We start from the raw sequence: 23,197 nt of genomic DNA, 5'->3' as shown, positions 1-23,197 counted from the left end.
CCGAATCGACCGGTAAGGACATCGCCGGTAGGCTCTGGTTTCATCGAATCCAAGGATCGAATCCCAGGTGCTGTCGAATACGCGGAGAGGCGGTGACGTGTTGATGCGGGAACTGACCCGTCGGCGTCATGTCGACCTCGTACGTGTCTCCAGCGCCCTCTGTCGCACCGACGCCCTCTGCCGGCGTACCGGCTGAGCACGCGCGGGTCGAGTACGTTCGGGCCGAGCGCCGTCCCGCGAGGCTGAGCAGGCCCGCGCCGAGCGCCGTCCGAATCGCCGTACCCCTCACGCATCGCCGTACCTCCCCCGCATCGCCGTAACCCCCGCGCCCGCCGGGGCTGTTGCTGTGTGTGCCGGAAAAGATCCCAGGGTCTTCCGTACGCCTTCCGCACGGTGATATCGCTCCCCCCCCATTCCCCCGGATTTCCTCGATCCCCGTTCCGTGCCCGCGGTCATTGATTTAACGAGTTCTTCACGTTTCGTGTGGAGCGACGTGGCGAAATCAAGATCGCCGGGCTTCACTTCGCCCTGCCCGCTTTCGTACACCGGGAGTTCCCGATGTCCCTCCTGCCCGCCGCCGCCGAGCCCCTGCGCTTCGCCTACTGGGTGCCCAATGTCAGTGGTGGTCTGGTCACCAGCACCATCGAACAGCGCACCGACTGGGGGTACGACTACAACCGCGAGCTCGCCGTCCTCGCCGAGAACAGCGGCTTCGACTACGCGCTGAGCCAGGTCCGCTACATGGCCAGCTACGGCGCCGAGTACCAGCACGAGTCCACCAGCTTCAGCCTCGCCCTGCTGCTCGCGACCGAGCGGCTCAAGGTCATCGCCGCCGTCCACCCCGGGCTCTGGCACCCCGGTGTGCTGGCCAAGCTCGGCGCCACCGCCGACCAGCTGTCCAAGGGACGGTTCGCCGTGAACGTCGTCAGCGGCTGGTTCAAGGGCGAGTTCACCGCGCTGGGGGAGCCGTGGCTGGAGCACGACGAGCGGTACCGGCGCTCGGAGGAGTTCATCCGCGCGCTGCGCTCCGTGTGGACCGAGGACCACGCCGAACTGGCCGGGGACTTCTACCGGATCAGGGACTTCTCGCTGAAGCCCAAGCCGCTCAACACCCCCGAGCGGCCCCATCCGGAGATCTTCCAGGGCGGCAACTCCACCGCGGCCCGTGCGATGGCCGGCCGGGTCTCCGACTGGTACTTCAGCAACGGCAAGGACTTCGACGGGGTGACCGAGCAGATCGGTGACGTACGGGCAGCCGCGGCGGACGCGGGCCGCCGGGTCCGCTTCGGGCTCAACGGCTTCCTCATCGCCCGGGACACCGAGGCCGAGGCGCGTGACGTGCTGCGGGAGATCGTCGCGAAGGCGGACACCGAAGCCGTGCACGGGTTCGGCGACGCGGTGAAGCAGGCGGGGCGCTCGGCGGGCGACGGGAAGGGCATGTGGCAGGACTCGTCGTTCGAGGATCTCGTCCAGTACAACGACGGCTTCCGGACCGGGCTGATCGGGACGCCGGAACAGATCGCCGAGCGGATCGTCGCGTACAAACGCCTCGGTGTGGATCTCTTCCTCCTCGGCTTCCTGCACTACCTGGAGGAGGTCGAGTACTTCGGCAAGCGGGTGCTGCCGCTGGTCCGTGAGCTGGAGGCCCAACTGCCGGACGACGAACGGGTTTCCGGGCCGGTGTCCCTACGGTCCTGAACTCCGCCCTCCGAACCTCCCCCTTTGCCGTTTGCCGTTGTTGTTCGTCCTGTCCCGTCCGGTGCCGTACCGGCGGAGCGGGCGACCCGCCACCCGAGGTGATTCCGTATGGCCACGATCCTTTCCGTCTCCGGCAGTCCGTCCCCGACCTCCCGTACGGGCCGGCTGCTCCGCCACCTGGACCGCCGGCTCGTCGCCCAGGGCCACCGGGTGGTGCCGTTCGACGTCCGTACGCTGCCCGCCGAAGCCCTGCTCGGGGCCGACTTCGGACATCCCGCGATCGTCGAGGCCCGGCGGCTGTTCGACGAGGCCGACGGTGTCGTCGTCGGAACGCCCGTCTACAAGGCCGCGTATTCGGGGCTGCTCAAGTCCCTGCTGGACCTGCTGCCGCAGTACGCGCTGGCGGGCAAGACCGTACTGCCGCTGGCGACCGGCGGGTCCACCGCACATGTCCTGGCCATCGACTACGCGCTGCGGCCGGTGCTCTCGTCCATGGGCGCGGCCCATATCGTCCAGGGCTGGTTCGTCCTCGACCGGCACATCACCGTGCGGGAGGAGGACGGGGAAGTGGCGGTCGATCCGGCCGCGCGGGAGGCGCTCGACCAGGTGGTCGACCAGTTCTCCCTGGCGCTGGCACCCGTCCACCGGCCGGCCACGGCCGTGGCGGCCTGACGTGTCCGCTCACACGCCCGTTGTCTCGGATCACGTGACCTCCCATGTGATCGCCGGCGCGGCCGAAGCGCTCGCGGTCGCCGCCGAGCTGGCCGAGGCCTTCCGGGCCGGAGCCGCGCGGCGGGACGCCGAGCGGGCGCTGCCGCGCGCCGAACTCGACCGGCTGTCGCGCAGCGGACTGCTCGGCATCACCGTGCCCCGCGAGCACGGGGGCGCGGACGTCTGTGCCCGTACGCTCGCCGAGGTCTTCCGGCTGCTGGCGACCGGAGACGCCAGCCTGGCGCAGATCCCGCAGAGCCACTTCGTATACGTGAACGTGCTGCGCAGGCAGGGCACGGCGCGGCAGCGGACGTTCTTCTTCGGCGAGGTACTGGCCGGGCGGCGGTTCGGCAACGCCCAGTCGGAGAAGGGCACCCAGCATGTGCAGGACATCCGGACCGGGCTGAGCGCCGGGCCGGACACGTCGTCGTACCTGCTCAACGGCGAGAAGCACTACTCCACCGGCGCGCTGTTCGCCGACTGGATCCCCGTCCTGGCGCGGGCGGAGGACCGGGACCGGGCGGGTGACCGGGCGGACGCTCTGCATCCGGGCGCCCCGCATGTCGCGGAGGACCATCCGGGCGCCCTGCATGTCGCGTACGTACCGAGGGACGCGCCGGGCGTGACCGTCGTGGACGACTGGGACGGTATGGGGCAGCGCACCACCGCGAGCGGGACCGTACGGCTGGTCGACGTGGTGGTGCCCGCCGATCGTGTGGTGCCGCACCACCTCACCTTCCAGGGACCTCAACTGCACGGCGCGGTGGCCCAGTTGCTGCACGCGGCCATCGACGCGGGCCTCGCGTCGGCCGCGCTCGCGGAGGCGGCTGACTTCGTCCGTACGAAGAGCCGGCCCTGGTTCGAGAGCGTCGGCGACGGATACGGGACCGCGGCCGAGGACCCGCTGCTCATCCAGCGGTTCGGTGAACTCTCCTTGCGCGTACGGGCGTCGGACGCGCTGCTCGCCGCCGCCGCGGACGCCGTGGACGCGGCCTCCGCCGGTCTCACCGACGACACCGCGGCCGAGGCGTCGATCGCCGTGGCCGCGGCGAAGGTCCACGCGGCGACGGCGGCGGTGGAGACGGGCAGCGCGCTGTTCGAGGTGGCGGGGACGCGCGCGGCCCTGGACGGCCTCAACCTGCACCGGTACTGGCGCGACGCACGGACGCACACCCTGCACGATCCGGTCCGCTGGAAGGTGCAGCACATCGGCCGTTACGTACTGAGCGGTACGCGGCCGCCGCGCCACGGCCTGCTCTGACCATCGCCGTCCATCCCTCAAGTCCCCCGTTTCTTGTCTGGAGAGTTCCGTGAGCCTCACCTTCCACTGGTTCCTGCCCACCTACGGCGACAGCCGTCATGTCATCGGCGGCGGGCACGGTGTGCCGGCCGGCGGCGCCGGAGCGGCCGGTGGGCAGCGCCCCGCCGATCTCGGCTACCTCGCGCAGATCGGCAGGGCGGCCGAGCAACTGGGGTTCGAGGGCGCCCTCACTCCCACCGGGGCCTGGTGCGAGGACGCCTGGCTCACCACCGCCATGCTGGCGCGCGAGACCGAGCGGCTGAAGTTCCTGGTCGCCTTCAGGCCCGGGTTCGTGTCCCCGACGCTGGCCGCCCAGATGGCCGCCACGTTCCAGCGCCACGCGCCGGGGCGGCTGCTGCTCAATGTGGTGACGGGCGGCGAGAGCCACGAGCAGCGCGCGTACGGCGACTTCCTGGACAAGAAGGCCCGCTACGCGCGCACCGGTGAGTTCCTCTCCATCGTGCGCGACCTGTGGCGGGGCGAATCGGTGACGCTGCACGGCGAGCACCTGCGGGTCGAGGAGGCGCGGCTGGCCCGGGTGCCCGATCCGGTGCCGCCGGTGTACTTCGGCGGTTCCTCCCCGGAAGCGGGCGAGGTCGCGGCCCGGCACAGCGATGTCTATCTGACCTGGGGCGAGCCGCCGGCCCAGGTCGCCGAGAAGATCGAGTGGATCCGTGGCCTGGCGGCGGCGCAGGGCCGGACCGTACGGTTCGGCATCCGGCTGCATGTGATCAGCCGGGACACCGCCGACCAGGCGTGGGCCGAGGCGCGGCGGCTGCTGGACGGTTTCTCCGAGGAAGCGGTACGAGCGGTGCAGGCGGGCCTGGCGCGCAGCGAGTCGGTGGGCCAGCAGCGGATGCTGGCGCTGCACGGGGGGTCGACGGACGGCCTGGAGATCTCGCCGAACCTCTGGGCCGGTATCGGTCTGGTGCGCGGCGGCGCGGGCACGGCCCTGGTGGGCAGCCACACCGAGGTGGCCGAACGTATCGCGGAGTACCACAGGCTGGGGATCGACGAATTCGTCATGTCCGGTCACCCCCATGTGGAGGAGGCCTACTGGTTCGGCGAGGGGGTGCTGCCCCGGCTGGCCGAGGCAGGCCTGTGGAAGCACCCGGCGTCGGGGGCGCCGGGCGACCGGCCGGGGATCGCGGAGGCCTCCGTACCGTTCGCGGCGGAGGTACGGCGCTGAGGCTTCGGCGGTACGGCGGCGCTGAGGCTTCGGCCGTACGGAGCTGGAGCGTCGGCGCGGGTCCCGTTCCTGTCGGCCGGGGAACAGGCACCCGCTCTCCCACCCGGCGGAAGTCGCGCCACGGAAATACGATGGGTGCGGGGCCCGGGCAAGCGGGCCCCGGCCTTTTCCGTTGCGGGGAAGAACTCACAGCGGTCCATGAACGGATGTACCTCGGAGCGGTGCATGACCCGGCGTCGTCCCACCCGGTCGGTGAGCGCCGACGACCTGCTGACCACGCTCGGGCGGCTCACCGCCCAGGCGCGGCAGGGGGCAGAGCTTCAGCATGCCCGGGTGGAACTGGCCGAGGCGTTGCAGCGCGAGATGCTGCCTGCCTCGCTGCCCGCCCTGCCGGGGCTGTCGACCGCGGCCCGGTACACGCCCGCCCGGGACGGCCTGGACATCGGTGGTGACTGGTACGACGGCTTCGTGCTGCCCGACGGCGCGCTCGGGTTCTCCGTCGGCGATGTGCAGGGGCACGATGTCGAGGCGGCCGCCTTCATGGGCCAGGTGCGCATCGGCCTGCGGGCCGCCGCCGCGGTGGCCGCCGACCCGGGCGAGACACTGAGCCAGGCCAACGATCTGCTGCTGTCGGCGGACTCCAGTCTCTTCGCGACCTGCACGTTCCTCCGCTTCGACCCACTCACCTGGGAGCTGGAGAGCGCTCGGGCCGGCCATGTTCCCGCCGTGTGGGCCACGGTCGACGGCCGGGCCGGTATCGCCGAGGACGAGGGCGGGCTGCCGCTGGGCATCGCGCCGGGGGAAAAGTACCCGGTGACGCGGCGCCGACTGGCCCCGGCGGGAGCGTTCGTCCTGCTCACGGACGGTGTGGTGGAGGGCCCTTCCTTCCCGATCGAGGAGGGGCTGGCGCGGGTGGCCCGGCTGGTCGGCGCGGGTGCGGGCGCCGATCCGGGGCGGCTGGCCACCGACGTACTGGAGGTGGCCGAGTTCACCGGGCACTCGGACGACGCCGCCGTACTCGTACTGCGCCATGACGCGGCACCGGACCGGCACGCGGCGCACGGCACGGCCCTGGGCTGAGAGGCGGGCGGCCGTCCTGTTCCTGCGGCCCGGGTGACGCGCGTACCTACGGTCCCGGATGACGCGCGTACCTACGGTCCCGGGTGACGCGCGTACATCGGCAGTGCGTGTCACGGCCGACCCGGGCGGCGGGCGTTGTGTCTGATGGCTCCTGTGGTGCGCACCGAGGAAATCCGACGTCTGTCCGTAGCGGCTCTCCGGATCTTTTGCGTCGCCGCCGTCTACTTCGCGTCCGGACGGCTCGGCCTGCTGAGGCAGGTGGCCATCGAGGGCGCGGTCGTCACGCCGCTCTGGCCACCCACCGGTGTCGCCCTGAGCGCGCTGCTCCTGCTCGGCCTCGGGATCTGGCCGGGCATCGCCCTGGGCACCCTGCTGATCGTCGTGACGATCAGCTCGTTCCACGCCACCGACATCGCGATCATCGCGGGGAACGCCCTCGCTCCCGTCTGCTCCTACCTGATGCTCCGGCGGGTGGGCTTCCGTACGGAGCTGGACCGGCTCCGGGACGGGGTGGCGCTGGTGTTCCTCGGAGCCCTGGCCGGGATGCTGATCAGCGCCACGGTGGGGTCCGGTGTGCTGCTGCTCAGCGGCAGGCTGCTGCCGAACGGATTCTGGTCGACCTGGCTGGCGTGGTGGACCGGTGACGCCATGGGCGTGCTGGTGGTCACGCCGGTGCTGCTCGTCCTGTGCCGGGCCCGGCTGCCTCTGCCCACCGGCCGGTGGGCAGAGGCAGCGGCGCTGCTGGTCACGGTGGTGGTGGTCCTCCCGCTGGCCACCAGAAGCACCGTCCCCCTCCTCTTTCTCGTCTTCCCGCTGCTGATCTGGGCGGCCCTGCGGTTCCAGCTCGCCGGGGCGGCGCCGTGCGCCCTGCTCATGTCCGTACTGACGATCGGGGCGGCGGTCGAACACACCGGCCCGTTCGCGGAACACGACCTCATCGCGGTGATGGTCTCCCTCCAGGCCCTCAACGGGTCGGCCGCGCTGACCGCCCTGCTGCTGTCGGCGATCGTCACCGAGCAGAACAATGTCCGGCTGAAGATCGAGCAGGCGTGCATGGAACTGGCGGAAGTGGTGGAGCGCCTCGCGCCGGGGGAGTCGGCGAACCGGTGGCCGGGGGAGGGCCCGTGAGCCGCTGCCGGATCCGTACCCGCCGCCGCCCCCGAACAGCCCCCAGGACCACCACGCGCCCCACGCCGTCACCCCGTAGAGGAAGCGCCCCATGCCCCCGACGTCCCTGACAGGAGCGATGTTCCTCGGCACCGAACGGCGTACCGGCGCGGGCCCGGCGCTCACCTCGGTCGATCCCCGTACGGACACGGTGCTGGAGCCCGCGTACGGCTCCGCCACCCCCGACGACGTGGCCCGCGCCTGCGAACTGGCCGAGCGGGCGGCCGTGGCGTACCGGGCCACCTCCCCCGAGCGGCGCGCGACCTTCCTGGAGCGGGTCGCGGACCACATCGAGGACCTCCGCGAGGAGCTGATCACCAGGGCGGTCACCGAGAGCGGGATGACGGCCGACCGCATCCGGGCCGAACGGGAGCGTACGACCGGCCAGTTGAGGCTCTTCGCGGCGGAGGTACGGGACGGTGCCTGGGCGGAGGTGCGCGTCGACCGCGCGCTGCGCGACCGCACCCCGCTGCCCCGGCCGGACCTGAGGCAGCGTCATCTGGCGATCGGCCCGGTGGCCGTGTTCGGCGCGGGCAACCTCCCGCTCGCCTTCTCGGTGGCGGGGAGCGACACCGCCTCCGCGCTCGCCGCGGGCTGCCCCGTCGTGGTCAAGGGGAACAGCGCCCACCTCGGTACGGCGGAACTCGTCGGCTCCGCCGTGGCCGCCGCCGTCCGCCGGAGCGAACTGCCGGAGGGCGTCTTCTCGTTGCTCTTCGGATCCGGTACGGAGACCGGCCGGGCGCTCGTCGCCGATCCCCGGATCCAGGCGGTCGGCTTCACCGGCTCGCGGGCGGGCGTGACGGCGCTGACGCGGACGGCCGCCGAGCGGCCCGTACCGATCCCGGTGTACGCGGTGACGGGAGGCGTCAACCCGGTGTTCCTGCTGCCCGGCGCCCTCCGCGACCGGTCCGCCGTGCTCGTACGCGGATTCACCGAGGCGCTGACGCGGGACGCCGGACAGCTCCGTACCAGGCCGGGCCTGCTGGTGGCCGTCGACGGGCTGGAACTGGCCGAGTTCCTGACCTCGGCCGCCGCCGTGCTGGCCGCGTACACCGGCCGGACCATGCTGAGCCGCGCCGTCCGCGACGCCTACGACCGGGACACGGCGGCGCTCGCGGCGGTCGAGGGCGTACGGGAGATCGTCGCGGGCCGGCCCGGCGAGGGCGCCAACACCTGTGTGGCCAGGCTGTTCACGGCACCGGCCGAGGTGTTCCTGGCCGAACCCGCGCTCCAGGACGAGGTGTTCGGGGCCGCCGCGACGGTGGTGACCTGCCGGAACGTGGACCAGCTCAGAGAGGTCGCCCCCGCGGTGCGCGGCCAGTTGACCGCGACGGTGCACCACGGCCCGGGAGACGCCGACACGGCCCGTGCCCTGCTCCCGCTCCTGGAGACCAGGGCCGGACGCATCCTCTACGACGGCTGGCCCACGGGCGTCGAGGTCGGCCACGCCATGGTCCACGGCGGCCCCTGCCCGGCCGCCTCGGACATCCGCTCCACCGCTGTCGGCACCCTCGCCGTCCGCCGCTTCCTGCGCCCGGTCTGCTACCAGGACGTCCCCGCCGACCTGCTCCCCGCGGTCCTGGACGACGAGAACCCGTACGGCCTGCGCCGCCGCCTGGACGGCGCCCGCGAGCCACGCTGAGCGGCGTGCCGCCAGGCCGGCCCCTCGCTCAGGCCAACCTCCCTTTTCCTGTACCGGAATTCCCGTATGACGGGAATTCCGGTACAGGAACCACGGCCGAGACGGGGTGTTCTGTTCGCCGTACGTCAACGAGGTGTTGGTGTACGGCACTTCAGCGAGTCCACGAACAGCGCTCCGGCCAGCAGGTGGGCGCTGCCCCTCGGGTGGAGATTCCGCGTGCGCAGTTCTACGTCCAGGGCACGCAGCGCCTCCGCGCCCCGGGCGGAGTTCGTGCCGCCCTCGTCCAGGACCGCGCGGGCGCCGGCCTGTACCTGCCGCAGGCCCTGCGGGCCCGCCGCGTGAAGGACGCCGGTGTCCTGCAGCGTGCACATCACCGTGAGCAACGCGTCGAGCCGTGCCTGCGGTTCACGGGCGCCTGCCTGCCGCGCCGTTCTGAGCGCCGCCAACGCCCGTCGTACGTGCGGGAATCCGGCGCTCGCCTCGCCCCGCGCGCCCGCCGCGCCGTACCGGGACGCCACCGAGCCTCCGGGGGACGGTCTGCGGGGCGCCGATCTGTCGGGGAAGGCCGCGATCCGCCGGGCAGCGGCGGGCAGTTCGTCCGGTGCCGCGCCCGGCTCCAGGGCGGCCGACGCCACCAGCAGGCCCAGCGGCCATACGGCACCGTGGTGCAGGGCGGTTCCGGCGTTCGCGCGTGCCATGGACCGCTCGGTGGAGCGGCCGATCCAGCCGAGTTCCTCGCGCAGCCCGCGGCTGGGGCCGCCGTCCGTACGCCGGGCGGCGGCCGCCATGGCCGCGAGACCGGGTGCCAGCGAACGCGCGGACCAGCGCAGGGCGCCGAAGTCCGCCTCGCGGGTGTCCGGGAGGCCGGGCTTGGGGGTGAGTGCGGCTTCGGCCAGCAGGGCGTCCGTCGCCGACCGCGCCAGTAACTCGTCCGCGTGATTCGCTGTCATGAACGCGACTGTAGGGAGCGAGTCTGAGTGGGACCCGGTCCTGACCTGTCAGAAACCTGTGAGGCCGTGAGAGCGGGGGACGGGTCAGTGGTGGACGGGGGACGGGAACGCCGTCGTCGTGGGGCTGAAGTACGCCTGATAGGGGTCTTCCGGGTGGCGGCGGTGACGCCCCGGGTGGCCCGGGTGGTTGGAGGGGCTGATGTGGCTGATGCGCCCGGTGTCGGCGGACGGGGTGTTGGAGGTGAGCCGTCCGTCGTCGGCGAGAGCCTGTACGCGCAGCAGCAGTGCCCGTAGTTCCAGGCCCAGTTCGGCGGCCACGGTCTGCAGGTCGAGTCCGGACTTCCAGCTCCACAGCAGCACCGAGTCCATGCTGGACGACCAGGCCACCGTCTCCTCCCCGGCGGGCGCCATCGGTGACACGGCGGCGGGGGCCATCGGTGCCATCGGAGCCGCCGGTGTCATCGGCGTCATCGGCGTCATCGAAGCCGACTGCGGGGGGAGCACGGCGGACGCGGTCAGATCGTGCGGTGGCGTATCCGGCGGCGGAGGAACCGTTTCGCTTCTCGGGTGCGGCAGATGGACTTCCATCACCGTGGTGTCGGCGAACGAGTCCAGCGGGACCTGCGGGGCGCGCAACAGTTCCTCGGCGACGGTACGGGCATCGTCCCTGCCCACCGTGCGCCGCGCCACGCGCACTTCGCGCTCGTTCAGGCCCAGCAGATTCGCGACCGTACCGTCGTCGCCGACGGTGACGGCGAACGCCGCGAGCGTTCTGCTCCGCCCCGCCTGTGCCTCGTCGAGTACCGCCTGCGCCTGGCGCACCCGATCATCGCTGGCGCAGAAAGCCTCGGCGAGCACAGTGTTCCGTTCCCAGAATTCACGTGGTTCCACGAACGTAACAACGTTCAACTTACCGAGGGGAACGCCCTAGCGGCCCTATTGCACCCAAATAGACCAACCGCGTAAAAAGGGACAAGCTGCCTAAGTTTCGCATGTCGATAACATCAACCGACCTTCTCCTGAGCCGCGGGCGTCGCGGACGAGGGGACGGATTCCGTGGCGCCCGGCGGTCGGTGATCATGCGGTCGCTCGCGCGACCACCGGCCCGCGATGACCGCGCACACCATCAACTGCATCTGGTGGTAGACCATCAGCGGAAGGATCACCGGCCCGGCCGCCGCCCCGAACAGGACCGCGGCCATGGGCAGTCCCGTCGCGAGACTCTTGTTCGAGCCGCAGAAGACGAGGGTGATGCGGTCCTCCCGGCTGAACCCCAGGCGCCGCGCGGTGAACGAGGTCGTGGCGAGAGCCAGTGCCAGCAGCGCGGCGGCCAGGCTCAGCAGTCCGATCAGCCGGACGGGCGTGACCTGCCGCCAGATCCCCTCGGCCATGCCCCTGCTGAACGCCGTATACACGACAAGAAGGATCGAGGTCCGGTCCAGGAGGCCGAGCACTCTCTTGTGGCGGCCGATGAAGCCCCCGATCCAGCGGCGCAGCAGCTGCCCGGAGAGGAAGGGGATCAGCAGCTGGGTGGCGATGGACAGCAGGCCGTCGGCCGAGAAGCTGACGGTGGAGCCGATCAGCCAGGCGGCGAGCAGCGGGGTCGCGACCATGCCGACCAGGCTGGAGTACGTCCCGGCGCAGATGGCGGCCGGGACATTGCCGCGGGCGGTGGAGGTGAGGGCGATCGACGACTGGATGGTCGAGGGGACGACACAGAGGAAGAGGAGACCGGTGTAGAGCTGATCGGTGATCAGGAACGGTACGAGGCCGCCCATGGCCAGCCCGAACATCGGGAAGAGCGCGAACGTACTCGCGCCCACCACGAGGTGGAGTTTCCACTGCCGCAGGCCGTCCACCGCTTCCCGGGTGGAGAGCCGGGCGCCGTAGAGGAAGAAGAGCAGGCCGATGGCGATGTCGGCGGTGGTCCCGACGGCCACGGCCGCCCGGCCGGTCGCCGGCAGCAGCGTCGCCAGTACGACCGTGCCGAGGAGGGCGGCGACGTAGGGGTCGACCACCCTCCTCACACGGCCCGGCCAGGAGATCAGCCAGGGCGTTGACGTCACGTTGTACTCACCTTGTACTCACCTTATTCACCGTTTTCGCCCTGCCACGGTGGGTGGCCGATCTGTGGGAGCCAGCCGAGCGGGGACGAGCTCTGGCAGGAGCAGGGCTGAGGGCTGGTGCCGGTGCCGGAATGGGTGCCGGTGCCGGGCTGGGAGGTGTCCCCCGTGTGTACGTCGATGGCGCCGCCGCCCCCGTCGTGGTCGCTGCCCGCCGTACCCCTGCTGCTGATCAGGGTGTTGAGCGTGCGGTCGATCTCCAGCCAGGAGTCCGCGTACGAGTTGTCGATCACCAGGAGGCCGCGGTTGCCGCCGGTCACGTTCCCCGTCTCGTCGTCGTCCTCGTCATCTTCCTCGGCCACAGGCGGGGCGGCTGAGCTGACTGGGGCGGCTGGGGCGGCAGTTGGGGCTGGGGCTGCCGGATCAGCGGGGGCAGCTGCGGGAGTTGAGGCGGCGGCCGGGGTGGCCGGAGTGGCCGGAGCGGCTGTCGGGGCGGCTGGGGTGTCCGGGGAAGCCGGCGAGGCCGGGGCCGGGGCCGTCGCCTGTGCGGCACCGACACCGGTGCCGGTGCCGCACAGTACGCTCGCGCTCGCCGCGACGAGAATTCCCGTCGCGGACGCCCGCATCGAACGCGCCCCTTTTCCCGGATTCCTGTGCCGGCCGGTGCCGGACCGGAAAAGAGATGTTGACACGAGAGATGAACCCGCTGTCAGACCGAGACCGGGAGCCGGCTTCCGTGGTGTCTGCTGATGTTCTTCTCCAGGAGTTCCGTGGAACCCTTGACCCCGACGGATCCGGTCTCCCGGGTGTCCGGCAGGCGTCCGTCGGCCATTTTCAGGTCGACCAGCGCGCCGTCGATCGCGCCGTGCGCGGCGAAAAGACACGGCGTGCTGTAGATGGCGACATCGACACCCAGCTCCGAGAGTTCGGTGAGAGAAAGCCTCGGCGACTTTCCGCCGGCGATCTGGTTGAACAGCAACGGCTTGTCGCCGACGACCGAACGGATCTTGCGAATCCATTCCACGCTCCGGACCCCGTCGACGAGGATGACATCCGCATCGGTCTCCGCCAGCGCCTCGGCCCGCCGTACGATCTCCGACTCCTCGGTGGCGTCCGTACGCGCCACGACGAGCATGTCCTCGCGGCTGCTGAGCACCAGGTTGAGCTTGTCCAGGTACTCCTCCAGCGGCAGGATCAGCTTGCCGTCGGCGTGCCCGCACCGGCGCGGTCGCTTCTGGTCCTCCAGGATCACGCCCGAGGCCCCGGCGCGCTCCAGTCGCTGTACGACATGGCAGGCGACCTCGGGGTCCACGTAGCCGTCGTCGATGTCGACGAGCAGGTGATGCTTGGGGAAGGCGAGCCGCAGCCGCTCGACGAAGGCGACCATGTCCGGCCAGGCGATGAACCCGATGTCGGGGAGTCCGTAATGGGACGCCGCGAATCCGAAGCCGGAGACGAAGAATCCGTTGTAGTGCTGGGCCGCGATGGAGGCCGAGTACATGTCGTAAATGCCGATGAGCGGGGTCGTGCGGGGAGATTCAACCGCTTCACGCAGGGCAGGGCCGTAGCGCATGGTTTCTCTTTCAATAAAGAACCCGCCCGGTCGGTCATCCGGTTACCCGGTCATCCGGTCGCGAGTTCAAGCGACGTGCTGACGGGCCAAACCTTTACAGAAAACCAAGACTCCGTAAAACGACACACCGTGTCTTTACCCGAACGGGCAAAATCCTGCGGTCTGTTGATAGGTGAGAAATGCTTATGGGATGAAGATTTCACCGTTGTTTCCGGCGGCTGGAGACCCGTCAGACACCTCTCAGGCCCCTCAGGCCCGTCAGGCCTCTCCGATCCGTCAGGCCCCAGCCCCTCAGGCCCGTCAGGCCTGTCCCGGGTTCCGGATTCCGGGTTCCGGGTCCCGCGTCGGTAGTCATCCGACGCGGGACCCGGTTGCCCGGTCAATCCGGGCGTCGGTCACCCGCTCTCACGACCGGGTGGCCGGTGGTCAGAAGTGCGGAGCCGGCTGCTGCTTACCGATCCTCCGCTCCCCGTGCTCCTCCTTCAGTGTGGACAGCACCATCAACTGCGGGTCCTGGAGCAGCAGTCGGGCCTGGAGCGCGCGCAGGCTCGGGCCCGGCTCCACACCCATCTCCTCGACGATCCGGCCGCGGTGGTCGGCGTACAGCATCAGTGCCTCGTTGCCGCGGTCCGACCGGTAGAGCGCGAGCATCAGCAGCCACACGAACCGCTCACGCAACGGGTACTTGTGGACCGCGTAGTGCAGGAACGGCACGGCGTTGCGGTGCCTGCCCAGCTCCAGTTCCAGCTCGGCGCGCACCTCCATGTCCGCCAGGAAGCGCTCCTGCCGGTACAGCCGTTCCCGCTCCAGCATCGGCCCTTCGAGCCCTTCGACGAGCGGGCCCGTCGACATGACGCGTGCCTTTTCCAGCAGCTCCGCCGCTTCCAGGATCTCTCCCTCGCGGGCCGCGGCGATGCCGGCCGACGCCAGTCGTTCGTACCGGTACAGATCGACCTCGGCGGTCCCGGTGTTCAGCAGGTAGCCGCCGCCCGACCACTCCAGTGAGATGCCCCCGTCCTTCGGCTCCTCGGCCGTCAGAAGACCGCGGAGGCTTGAGATGGACTTCTGGATCAGATTCTTCGCATAGGCCGGGTAGTCCTCGCCCCAGAGGGCGTCGATCAGCTGATCGACCCCTGTCTCGATGCATGGCCTGAGCAACAGCGTGGCGAGCAGGGCCCGTTGTTTCGGCGGGCCCAGTTCGAGCGCCACGCCCTCCTGGGTGACCTGAAGTGGACCGAATAGGCGGAAACGCCACGTCGACGGTTCTCCTTGGGGCTCGGAGCCGCGTTCTCGCAGTAACACGCCGGACATAAAACCCCCGTTAATCGTCCGAATAACATCAACACCATAGGCACTACTGGCCGGTTATTGCCGGTCATTGGATCGCCGAGAGATAGGTCACAGCGTGCAACCTTTTGGCGTTCGCCATGTGGGGAAGGCGCGCTGCGTGATCTGTGGCCAGGTTCCGCGCTTGGTCCAGCGACACGACCAGCGTTTGGTCCAGCCCCTCCTTGCAAGGTGAAGCGGTTCCCGCTTACTTGCCAGGAGGATCGATGACCGGCTCAGCACAACAGGACCAGCTCCGTTCCGCTCTCAGGTACGACAGCACCGTTCCGCGCGCCATGGTCCACCGCGCAGCCATCGCCGAGGTCTTCCTCACCGATTCCCGGCGTACGGAAGACCAGCAGGACACCTACGAGGTGGCCGCCCAGCTGCCCCGCGCCCACATCATGGGCGAGAACGCCTCCACCCACGACTTCCTCCTCCTGGTCGAAGTGCTGCGGCAGGGCGGTGTGTTCCTCGCCCACGCCTACGAGAAGGTCGACCTGGACGAGTCCTTCATCTTCCGGGACCTCCGGATACAGATGGTGGACCTGGCCGCCGTACGGACCGGCAGCGCGCCGGCCCGCGCGGTCGTCACCTTCGCGGTGGAGCCGCAGCGCAAGCGGAACGGCCGGGTGCAGGCCATCGACTTCTCCGGCTCGTTCACCATCGAGGGCAAGCCGGTCCTGCGGTTCAGCGGCGGACTGGCCTTCTTCAGCCGCAACGTCTACAAGGCGCTGCGCGCGCGCCGCCGTGACGCGCTCGCCGGTGTCCTCGGGGCGCTGCCCGTTCATGTCGCGGCCGATCCCGCCTCGGTGGGGCGCCGCAACGCGTACAACGTGGTGATCACCCAGCCCGCCGTGGTGGCGGCGAGCACGCTCTCCGCCACCGTGCTGAGCGACACGACCCACCCCCACCTCTTCGATCACCAGCTGGACCATATTCCGGGCAACCTCCTCATGGAAGCGGCCCGGCAGCTCGCCGCCGCCTCCGTCTCGTCGCTGCACTCCATTTCGGCCAACGGCCTTCAGGTGACCTCGCTGGACGCGCGTTTCCAGGAGTTCGCGGAGCTGGACCTGCCCGCCAAGGCGGTGGCGCGGGTCGAGCAGTTCCGCCTCGACGCGTCGCTCGGCACGCTGATCGTGCCGGTCGTGGTCGACATCGTGCAGCGGGACAGCGTGGTGGCGTCGTTCCGCATGGAGGTGGCGCAGTGACCTCCGCGGCCATCACCACCGTCGTCGTCGACTACGGCGGCGTCATGACCAATCCGCTGGACGAGACGTTCGCGGCCTTCGCCGACGCCGTGGGCGTGCCGGTGACCGCGCTTCAGGACGCCTTCGCGAAGGCCACCGCACGCCACGGCCGCAGTCCGATGGCCGACCTGGAGACCGGGGACTGCACGGAGACGGAGATGGTGGAGCGAGTCCTGGCCGAGCTGCCGGACAGCGCACTGCCGGGCGGCGGGGGCCCGGGCAGCGCGGGTCCGGGCTCGGCCGGGGCCGGAACGGCTCTCAAGAGCCCGGCCGGGGCGGGGACGGTCCGCAGGGGCCTGGACCTCCTCGGCGGGCGGGAGTTCGGCGAGCTCTGGTTCCGCGCCAGGACCGTCGACGAGCAGATGGTCTGCTTTCTCCGCTCGCTGCGCAGGTTCGGCTACCGCACCGCCCTGCTCACCAACAATGTGGCCGAATGGGGACCACGCTGGCGCGCCCAGCTCCCCGTGGACGAGCTGTTCGACCTCGTCGTGGACTCCTCGGAAGAGGGCGTACGCAAGCCCGACCCGCTGATCTACCAACGGCTGCTGGGCCGGCTGCCCGCGTCCCCACGCGAATGCCTCTTCCTCGACGACCTTGAGGAGAACTGCGCCGCCGCCTCCGACCTCGGCATGCTCGCCGTGCGTTTCACCACCGCAGACGAGGCGATCGACCAGGTCGTCGCCCTGCTCCGCTCGCGCGGGACCTACCAAGTCAGGAACCGGGTATGACGACACAACAGGATTCCGTGCTGATCGTGGGAGCCGGCCCGACCGGCCTCACCGCCGCGTGCACGCTGCTCCAGCACGGTGTGGAGTGCCGGGTGATCGACCGGAGAAAGGGGCCTGCCAGCGAGCCGAAGGCGCTGATCCTGTGGAGCGGCGCGCTGGAGGTGCTGCGGCGTATCGACGCCGCGGACAGCCTGGTGAAGCGCGCGCTGCCGCTGTCCGGGGCGTCCTACTGGTCCAACGGCAAGCGCGCGGGCCAGGTGCGGTTCGGATCGCTCGCCGACACGGCGTTCCCGCGCCCGCTGTGCGTACCGCAGTCCATCACCGAGGGCGTGCTGTACGCGCGGCTGCTCAAGCTTGGCGGCAACGTCGAGTGGAACACCGAACTCGTCGACACCCAGATCATCGGCGGCGACGGCCGGGGGCCGGTCTCCGCGACCATCGCGGTCCCCGGTTCCGCCTCCGCCACGGTGACGTCGCCGCGCTGGCTCGTCGCCGCGGACGGCACGAACAGCAAGGTGCGCGAGGCCGCCGGGATCGCCTTCGAGGGCAGCACGTACGCCCGTGACTTCCTGCTGGGCGACGGCGACATCAGCGGGGACCTGCCCAAGGACGAGGCCCAGTACCACCTCACCCCCGAGGGGGTGCTGGTCGTCGTACCGCTGCCCGGCGGCGGGCACCGGATCTTCTTCGACCGGGACGTCTCCGGTGAGGTGCGCCCGCTCTCCGACGAGGAGCTCCAGGAACTGCTGACCGCCCGTGGCCCGCGGGGCTGGAAGATAAGTGCCACGTGGTGGCGCTCCACCTTCCGGGTCCATACGAAGGTCGCCGAGGTGTTCCGCTCGGGGCCGGTCTTCCTGGCCGGGGACGCCGCGCACTGCCACAGCCCGGCCGGCGGCCAGGGTCTCAACACCGGTGTGCAGGACGGCTTCAACCTGGGCTGGAAGCTGGCCGCCGTCTCGCGCGGCGCGGACCCGGCGCTGCTCGACAGCTACGAGGCGGAGCGGCGGCCCGCCGCGCTGCGCGCGCTGCGCAACTCCGACCGGCAGACCCAGTTGTGGATGCTGCGGGCGGGGCCCAAGCGGGTGCTGCGCGACACCGTACTGAAGGTGGCGTCGTCCACCGGCGCGCTGGACCGCAAGATGGTGCCCGAACTCGCCCAGCTCGACCCGGGACTTGAGTCCAGCCCGGCGATCCCGGGCCGGATCCCGGCGGCCGGCGGAAGACCAAACGGGTCCGGTGGGTCGGGCAGATCCGGTGGGTCCGGTGGGTCGGGTGCGTCCGGCAGGTCCGGCGGCTCCGGTGCGAAGAGCGTGCTGCGGCCCGGGGTACGGCTGCCCGACACCCCGTGGCAGCCGCTGGGCGGCACCGCCTCGGCCTCGCTCCACGACCTTCTCTCGGCCGGCCGGCACACCCTGCTGGTGGTCGAGGACGGCGCGGAGTCGGTGGACGTCGTACGCACCGCGCACCGGGCGGCCGAGCTGGTGGCCGGTTCCACGGTGGGCGGCCAGACGGACGTGGTGCTGCTGACCTGCCGTACGCCCGCCGGGGAGTGGGACGACACGGCGCCGTTCGCGCGCGTCGTCGACCGGAGCCGGCAGCTGACCTCGCTGGCCGCGCGGGGCCCGCTGGTGATCTACGTACGGCCCGACGGCGCGGTCGGCGCCTGGTCGTCGCACCTCGATCTGCCGGGGCTCGTGGCGGGGGTGTCGGTGCTGTCCGCCGCTCTGGGACGGGCGGCGTGATGCTGAAGTCGCTCGGTTCGGCGGTCACCCGCAGGCCGTGGCTGTTCCTGGTGGCGGCCGTCGTGCTGATCCTGGACGCCGTGCTGCTCGGCGCGGATCTGCCGGACCGGCTCAGCAACGGCGGTACCACGGACCCCGGTTCGGAGTCCGCCCGCGTCCAGCGCGTACTGGAGGACCACTACCCGGAGCAGCAGCCCAACCTCGTACTGCTGGTGTCCGTGCCCGAGGGTGCGCAGGTCGACGACCGGAACGTGGCCCAGCAGGGCGTACGGCTGGCCGAGCGCCTCGCCTTCGAGAAGTCGGTCGTCGGGGTCGTCTCGTACTGGCAGACCGGTCTCGCGGAGCTGCGCTCCCGCGACGGCGAGCAGGCGGTGATCGCCGCCCGGATCGAGGGCGGCGACGACATCGCCCGAGCCGAACTGGAGCGGCTGGCACCAGAGTTGGACGGCAAGCAGGGCGATCTGACGGTACGGGTCTCCGGCGCGCTCGCCGTGCAGAACGAGATCGAGAGCACCGTCGCCGAGGACCTGACGCGCTCCGAGCTGATCGCCCTGCCGCTCACCCTGGCCGTGCTGGTCTGGGTCTTCGGCGGGGTGGTCGCCGCGCTGCTGCCGGTCCTGGTGGGACTGGCGACGGTCCTCGGGACGGGCGCGCTGCTGCGGGTGGTGACCGGGTTCACCGAGGTGTCGGTGTTCGCGCAGAACCTCACCACGGCCCTCGGCCTCGGCCTCGCGATCGACTACGCGCTGCTGATCGTACGGAGATTCCGGGAGGAGCTGGACACGGGGGCGGACGCCCGGACGTCCGTGCTGCGCACCGTGCGCACGGCCGGCCGTACCGTCCTGTTCTCCGCGCTGACCGTGGCGGTCTCGCTCGCGGCGATGCTGGTCTTCCCGCTGTACTTCCTGCGCTCCCTCGCCTACGCGGGGATCAGCGTGGTGCTGGTGGCGGCGCTGACCGCCCTGACGGTGCTGCCCGCCGTGCTGGCGCTGCTGGGGCACCGGGTGGACGCGCTGAGGGTACGGCGCCGGAAGCAGGGTTCCGCCGGGAGTGGCGGAGCCGCGAGTGGACCGGCCCCCCGGGGGCGGCTCACCGAAGCCGTCATGAAGCGCGCGCCGCTGGTCACCGTCCTGGTCACGGGTCTCCTCCTGGTCCTCGGACTGCCCTTCCTGGGCGCGGAGTTCGGGACCGCCGACCACCGTCAGCTGCCCGCGTCGAGCGAGGCACGGGCCGTCCAGGAGAGCCTGCGCGACGACTTCGACGACTCGCCCGAGGGCTCGGTGCCCGTACTGCTGCGTACGGGCGGGGCTCCCCGCGCCGAGGCACGGGCGACCGCGGGGCGGCTCGCCGCCAAGCTGTCCGGGCTCGACGGGGTCACCCGGGTCGACTCGTCCAACGGCACCTACCGCGACGGCCGGCGCTCGGAGATTCCCACGCCCGCCGACGCGTCCCGCCGGGCGGCCGGTTACAACCTGCTCACCGTCGTGGCCGAGGACGAGACGTCCGCGACCTCGGCCGCGCACCAGCGGCTGGCCGAAGCGCTCCGGGACGCCTCCGCGTCCGACGGGGCGTCGGTGGGCGGCCCGGCGGCGGCACTGGTGGACAGCAAGGCGGCCATCGGCCGCGGCCTGGCGCCCGCGCTCGGCTTCGTACTGATCGCGACGCTGCTGCTGGTGTTCCTGCTGACCGGCAGCGCACTGATGCCGCTGCTGGTGGTCGCGCTCAACGCGCTGAGCCTGACAGCCATGTTCGGCGCGGTGGTGTGGGTGTTCCAGGACGGTCATCTGTCCGGACCGCTCGGCTTCACCGCGACCGGGGACGTGGAGGTGACGCTGCCGGTACTGATGTTCTGCGTCGCCTTCGGCCTGTCCATGGACTACGGCGTCTTCTTGATCGCCCGGATGAAGGAGGACTTCGACCGGAGCGGCGACCACCGGGGAGCGGTGCTGCGCGGCATGCGCACCACCGGCGGGCTGATCACGGCTGCCGCCGTGGTCCTCAGCGTGGTGTTCGTGTCGATCGGACTGTCACGGATCACCAACACCAAGATGCTCGGCTTCGGCGTCGCCCTCGCCGTGCTGATGGACGCCCTGGTCGTACGGACACTGCTCGTCCCGGCCGTGATGCGGCTGCTCGGCCGGCGCGCCTGGTGGGCGCCACAGCCGCTGCGCCGGGTGCACCGCCGCCTCGGCCTGCGCGAGGGACCGGTTGAGGACCTCCCGGCCGACGCGTCCGGGTCCGATCGGGCCGGTCCCGTCGATTCCTCCGATTCCCCCGATTCCCTCGATCCCTCCGATTCTCCCGATTCCCCCGATCCCTCCGACTCGCCCGAATCCCCTGGAAGGAAGCCCAATGAGCGACACTCCGCCACCCTCTGAGTCCGTGGGACCGGGGGAACCCACCGGGCTGCGCACCGCACTCGTCACCGGAGCCACCGGCCTGCTCGGCCACGCCGTCGTGGAACGGCTCCTCGCCGGCGGTACGGAGGTCACCGCGGTGGTACGGGACGCCGAGCGCGCCCGCGACCTGCTGCCGGACCACCCCGGGCTGCGGTTGGTCTCCGGTGACGTCACCGACATCGGCTCGTACGCGGGCGCCCTGCGCGGGATGGACGCGGTGATCCACACGGCCGCGTACTTCCGCGAGTACTACCAGCCCGGCCATGACGTGGAACTGCTCTACCGCACCAATGTGGACGCGGTGGAGGAACTGCTGAAGGCGGCCGTGGACGCGCAGGTGCCGGCGGTCGTCCAGACCAGCTCCATCGCCGTACTGAGCCGGGGCGACATCCACGCGCCCGGCGACGAGGACACCCCCAACGGCGCTCCCGACCAGGAGAACCACTACCGCTCCAGCAAGATCCGGGCCGAGCGGATGATCGACCGGTTCGGCCAGGAGTTCGCCGCGACGTACGGCGAGAAGTACGGCACGGCGTACGGGCTGCGCGTGCCGCTCGTCCTGCCGGGCTGGATGTGGGGCCCCGGCGACGCGGGCCCCACCGCGGCGGGCCGGCTCTTCCTGGCGGTCGCGCGGGGCGAGATCAAGGCGCTGCCCACGGCGGGCAACCATGTGGTGGACACCCGCGACGCGGCCGCCGTCTGTGTCGCCGCCGCCTCGCGCGGCGCGGCGGGCCGTCGCTACATCGCGGGCGGCAGCTGGTATCCGCTGCACGACATCTGCGCGGCCGTGGTCCGCGCGACCGGCACCGGGACGGTGCCCCGCAAGCTGCCCTCACCGGCCGCGATGGGGCTCGCCTCGGCCCTGGAGTGGCAGGCGAAGGTACGCGGGAAGGAGCCGGTCGCCACCCGTACCGGTATGCGGGTGCTGCTGGAGGGACACCACCGGAGGGTCTCCTCCGCCCGCGCGGCCCGTGAACTCGACGTCACCTTCCGCCCGTTGGAACAGACCATCACCGACCAGGCCGCCTGGCACCGCGCACACGGACAGCTGCCCGCCTCGCAGGCGGCGCGACGAGAAACGAGGAGCGCATGAGCGGCATCATCAGGCGGATCGCCGTACTGGGCGCCGCCGCCGCGCTGCTGGCGAGCCCCGTGGCGGCGGCCATGGCCGCGTCGGCGGACTCCCCGACGGCGGCCGAGGCGGCCGGCACGCCTGGCGGCACGTCTGCGGGCGCATCGCCCACCGGGTCCGTGCCGACCCCGGCCGAGCGCGAACGGGCCACCAAGGCGACCGCCGCGCGGCTGGCCGCCGAGAACATCGTGGACGTCCCGGTCACCTTCACCGTACGCAACACCAACCGCAGCAAGACCGGTTGCCGAACCGACGGCGCGACCCACCGCGTGCGCGGCCATCTGACCGCGCCCGCCTCGGTGTTGTCCGGCAAGAAGCGGGCGATCACGCTCTACCAGCACGGGATCGCGGCGGGGGAGTGGTACTGGCGCCTCGACGTGCCCGGCTATCACTACGCGGAGGAACTGGCCAAGCGCGGCCACGCCTCGCTGACCCTCGACCGGCTCGGCTACGGGAGCAGCGACCGGCCGGACGGGCTCGGCACCTGCATCGGCGCCGAGGCGGACATCGCGCACCAGATCGTGGGGCAGCTGCGCGAGGGCAGTTACGCGCTGGGCTCCACGGCGGGCGAGAAGGCCGGCGCTTCGGACAAGAAAGCTGACGCTTCGGACAAGGAGGGGGACAAGGGGAGTGGGTCCGCCCCGGGCCTGGACGCACCCGCCACGTTCGACACCGTAACCCTCGCCGGGCAGTCCAACGGCGGCCAGGTGGTCCAGATCGAGGCGTATTCCTTCGGTGGGATCGACGGCCTGATGATCATGGACTGGACGGACCGGGGCCTGACCCCGGAGGCCAACACCCGTTTCTTCAGCGCGCTCCAGAGCTGCATGGCCGGTGGCCAGCCGAGCCGGAAGGCCTCGGACCCGAGCGGTTACGTCTACTACGACCTGGGTCCCGACCAGTTCCGGCGGGGCAACTTCCACGACACCGAGCAACGTGTCATGGACGCCGCGACCCCGCACCAGAACCGGCACCCCTGCGGTGACATGACCTCGCAGCTCGACTCCGTCTTCACGGACCTGGAGCACCTGAAGTCGATCAAGGTGCCCGTACTGCTGGTGTACGGGGACGACGACGCCCGGGTCACCGGCGGCGCCGCGCACCGGCGGCTGTTCACGGGGGCCGAAACCGAACTGATCGACATCCCTGGCGCCGGGCACTACGCGACGATGGCTCGCTCCGCGCCCCGCACCTTCGACCAGATCGACGCCTGGCTCGACGCCCGAGGTCTGTGATTCCCCGAACCC

20 protein-coding genes are annotated in these 23,197 nt (G+C 71.1%); 14 read left to right on the top strand and 6 right to left on the bottom strand.

Annotated elements, in window-relative coordinates:
• Positions 1-103: 103 nt before the first annotated feature.
• From ACIQD6_RS14290 to ACIQD6_RS14255, 8 genes are all read left to right on the top strand, one after another.
• On the top strand, positions 104-196 hold the full coding sequence (locus tag ACIQD6_RS14290) for a putative leader peptide (protein WP_401882854.1): 93 nt from the start codon (positions 104-106) through the stop codon (positions 194-196).
• Between the two features lie 362 nt (positions 197-558).
• Positions 559-1,698 (top strand): dimethylsulfone monooxygenase SfnG, encoded by a 1,140-nt coding sequence (gene sfnG, locus ACIQD6_RS14285; protein WP_401882851.1) that lies wholly within the window; start codon positions 559-561, stop codon positions 1,696-1,698.
• 108 nt (positions 1,699-1,806) lie between these two features.
• Entirely contained in the window at positions 1,807-2,370 is a 564-nt protein-coding gene (ssuE, locus tag ACIQD6_RS14280; RefSeq protein WP_401881845.1) for an NADPH-dependent FMN reductase, read from the top strand.
• A gap of 34 nt (positions 2,371-2,404) precedes the next feature.
• Positions 2,405-3,670: an acyl-CoA dehydrogenase family protein gene (locus ACIQD6_RS14275; RefSeq protein ID WP_401881842.1), complete on the top strand. Its 1,266-nt coding sequence runs from the start codon at positions 2,405-2,407 to the stop codon at positions 3,668-3,670.
• Positions 3,671-3,719: 49 nt separating this feature from the next.
• The gene (locus ACIQD6_RS14270; protein WP_401881839.1) at positions 3,720-4,898 is read left to right on the top strand and encodes an LLM class flavin-dependent oxidoreductase; all 1,179 of its coding nucleotides are present in this window, start codon (positions 3,720-3,722) and stop codon (positions 4,896-4,898) included.
• A gap of 225 nt (positions 4,899-5,123) precedes the next feature.
• On the top strand, positions 5,124-5,978 hold the full coding sequence (locus tag ACIQD6_RS14265; RefSeq protein ID WP_401881837.1) for a PP2C family protein-serine/threonine phosphatase: 855 nt from the start codon (positions 5,124-5,126) through the stop codon (positions 5,976-5,978).
• A gap of 153 nt (positions 5,979-6,131) precedes the next feature.
• On the top strand, positions 6,132-7,106 hold the full coding sequence (locus ACIQD6_RS14260; RefSeq protein ID WP_401882848.1) for an MASE1 domain-containing protein: 975 nt from the start codon (positions 6,132-6,134) through the stop codon (positions 7,104-7,106).
• Between the two features lie 91 nt (positions 7,107-7,197).
• On the top strand, positions 7,198-8,787 hold the full coding sequence (locus ACIQD6_RS14255; protein ID WP_401881835.1) for an aldehyde dehydrogenase (NADP(+)): 1,590 nt from the start codon (positions 7,198-7,200) through the stop codon (positions 8,785-8,787).
• Between the two features lie 125 nt (positions 8,788-8,912).
• Here ACIQD6_RS14255 and ACIQD6_RS14250 read toward each other — a convergent pair whose 3' ends face one another.
• The 6 genes from ACIQD6_RS14250 to ACIQD6_RS14225 form a co-directional block, all read right to left on the bottom strand.
• Positions 8,913-9,737 (bottom strand): triphosphoribosyl-dephospho-CoA synthase, encoded by an 825-nt coding sequence (locus ACIQD6_RS14250; protein ID WP_401881832.1) that lies wholly within the window; start codon positions 9,735-9,737, stop codon positions 8,913-8,915.
• Between the two features lie 84 nt (positions 9,738-9,821).
• On the bottom strand, positions 9,822-10,628 hold the full coding sequence (locus ACIQD6_RS14245) for a hypothetical protein (protein WP_401881830.1): 807 nt from the start codon (positions 10,626-10,628) through the stop codon (positions 9,822-9,824).
• 113 nt (positions 10,629-10,741) lie between these two features.
• Positions 10,742-11,803: a bile acid:sodium symporter family protein gene (locus tag ACIQD6_RS14240; protein ID WP_401881828.1), complete on the bottom strand. Its 1,062-nt coding sequence runs from the start codon at positions 11,801-11,803 to the stop codon at positions 10,742-10,744.
• 23 nt (positions 11,804-11,826) lie between these two features.
• Entirely contained in the window at positions 11,827-12,162 is a 336-nt protein-coding gene (locus ACIQD6_RS14235; protein WP_401881825.1) for a hypothetical protein, read from the bottom strand.
• A 347-nt stretch (positions 12,163-12,509) separates the two neighbouring features.
• Entirely contained in the window at positions 12,510-13,373 is an 864-nt protein-coding gene (locus ACIQD6_RS14230; RefSeq protein ID WP_401881822.1) for an oxaloacetate decarboxylase, read from the bottom strand.
• Between the two features lie 426 nt (positions 13,374-13,799).
• Positions 13,800-14,582, bottom strand: coding sequence for a BTAD domain-containing putative transcriptional regulator (locus tag ACIQD6_RS14225; RefSeq protein ID WP_401881820.1), 783 nt, complete (start codon positions 14,580-14,582; stop codon positions 13,800-13,802).
• Positions 14,583-14,926: 344 nt separating this feature from the next.
• Here ACIQD6_RS14225 and ACIQD6_RS14220 point away from each other — a divergent pair, with 344 nt between their 5' ends.
• Genes ACIQD6_RS14220 through ACIQD6_RS14195 form a run of 6 tightly spaced genes read left to right on the top strand, consistent with a single transcriptional unit; the run spans position 14,927 to position 23,185 of the window.
• Positions 14,927-15,910: a ScbA/BarX family gamma-butyrolactone biosynthesis protein gene (locus ACIQD6_RS14220; RefSeq protein WP_401881817.1), complete on the top strand. Its 984-nt coding sequence runs from the start codon at positions 14,927-14,929 to the stop codon at positions 15,908-15,910.
• Positions 15,907-16,677, top strand: a complete 771-nt coding sequence (locus ACIQD6_RS14215) for an HAD family hydrolase (RefSeq protein WP_401881814.1) — start codon at positions 15,907-15,909, stop codon at positions 16,675-16,677. Before ACIQD6_RS14220 ends, ACIQD6_RS14215 begins: the two co-directional genes overlap by 4 nt.
• Positions 16,674-18,419: an FAD-dependent monooxygenase gene (locus tag ACIQD6_RS14210; protein ID WP_401881811.1), complete on the top strand. Its 1,746-nt coding sequence runs from the start codon at positions 16,674-16,676 to the stop codon at positions 18,417-18,419. Before ACIQD6_RS14215 ends, ACIQD6_RS14210 begins: the two co-directional genes overlap by 4 nt.
• The gene (locus ACIQD6_RS14205; RefSeq protein ID WP_401882845.1) at positions 18,419-20,797 is read left to right on the top strand and encodes an MMPL family transporter; all 2,379 of its coding nucleotides are present in this window, start codon (positions 18,419-18,421) and stop codon (positions 20,795-20,797) included. The genes ACIQD6_RS14210 and ACIQD6_RS14205 overlap by 1 nt, the downstream gene beginning before the upstream one ends.
• Positions 20,772-21,911, top strand: coding sequence for an NAD-dependent epimerase/dehydratase family protein (locus ACIQD6_RS14200; protein WP_401881808.1), 1,140 nt, complete (start codon positions 20,772-20,774; stop codon positions 21,909-21,911). Before ACIQD6_RS14205 ends, ACIQD6_RS14200 begins: the two co-directional genes overlap by 26 nt.
• Entirely contained in the window at positions 21,908-23,185 is a 1,278-nt protein-coding gene (locus ACIQD6_RS14195) for an alpha/beta hydrolase (protein WP_401881806.1), read from the top strand. The genes ACIQD6_RS14200 and ACIQD6_RS14195 overlap by 4 nt, the downstream gene beginning before the upstream one ends.
• The last annotated feature ends 12 nt before the right edge of the window (positions 23,186-23,197 follow it).

The sequence above is a fragment of the Streptomyces sp. NPDC088400 genome (genome assembly GCF_044753355.1).
Classification (GTDB): domain Bacteria; phylum Actinomycetota; class Actinomycetes; order Streptomycetales; family Streptomycetaceae; genus Streptomyces.
Note: the sequence above shows the minus strand (reverse complement) of the source record. Positions and strands in the feature narration are given on the sequence as shown.

Coding starts and splice junctions, on each gene's coding strand:
- ACIQD6_RS14290 (WP_401882854.1), top strand. CDS start 104: ATGCGGGAACTGACCCGTCGGCGTCATGTCGACCTCGTACGTGTCTCC.
- ACIQD6_RS14205 (WP_401882845.1), top strand. CDS start 18,419: ATGCTGAAGTCGCTCGGTTCGGCGGTCACCCGCAGGCCGTGGCTGTTC.
- ACIQD6_RS14220 (WP_401881817.1), top strand. CDS start 14,927: ATGACCGGCTCAGCACAACAGGACCAGCTCCGTTCCGCTCTCAGGTAC.
- ACIQD6_RS14230 (WP_401881822.1), bottom strand. CDS start 13,373: ATGCGCTACGGCCCTGCCCTGCGTGAAGCGGTTGAATCTCCCCGCACG.
- ssuE (WP_401881845.1), top strand. CDS start 1,807: ATGGCCACGATCCTTTCCGTCTCCGGCAGTCCGTCCCCGACCTCCCGT.
- ACIQD6_RS14265 (WP_401881837.1), top strand. CDS start 5,124: ATGACCCGGCGTCGTCCCACCCGGTCGGTGAGCGCCGACGACCTGCTG.
- ACIQD6_RS14195 (WP_401881806.1), top strand. CDS start 21,908: ATGAGCGGCATCATCAGGCGGATCGCCGTACTGGGCGCCGCCGCCGCG.
- sfnG (WP_401882851.1), top strand. CDS start 559: ATGTCCCTCCTGCCCGCCGCCGCCGAGCCCCTGCGCTTCGCCTACTGG.
- ACIQD6_RS14255 (WP_401881835.1), top strand. CDS start 7,198: ATGCCCCCGACGTCCCTGACAGGAGCGATGTTCCTCGGCACCGAACGG.
- ACIQD6_RS14200 (WP_401881808.1), top strand. CDS start 20,772: ATGAGCGACACTCCGCCACCCTCTGAGTCCGTGGGACCGGGGGAACCC.
- ACIQD6_RS14210 (WP_401881811.1), top strand. CDS start 16,674: ATGACGACACAACAGGATTCCGTGCTGATCGTGGGAGCCGGCCCGACC.
- ACIQD6_RS14250 (WP_401881832.1), bottom strand. CDS start 9,737: ATGACAGCGAATCACGCGGACGAGTTACTGGCGCGGTCGGCGACGGAC.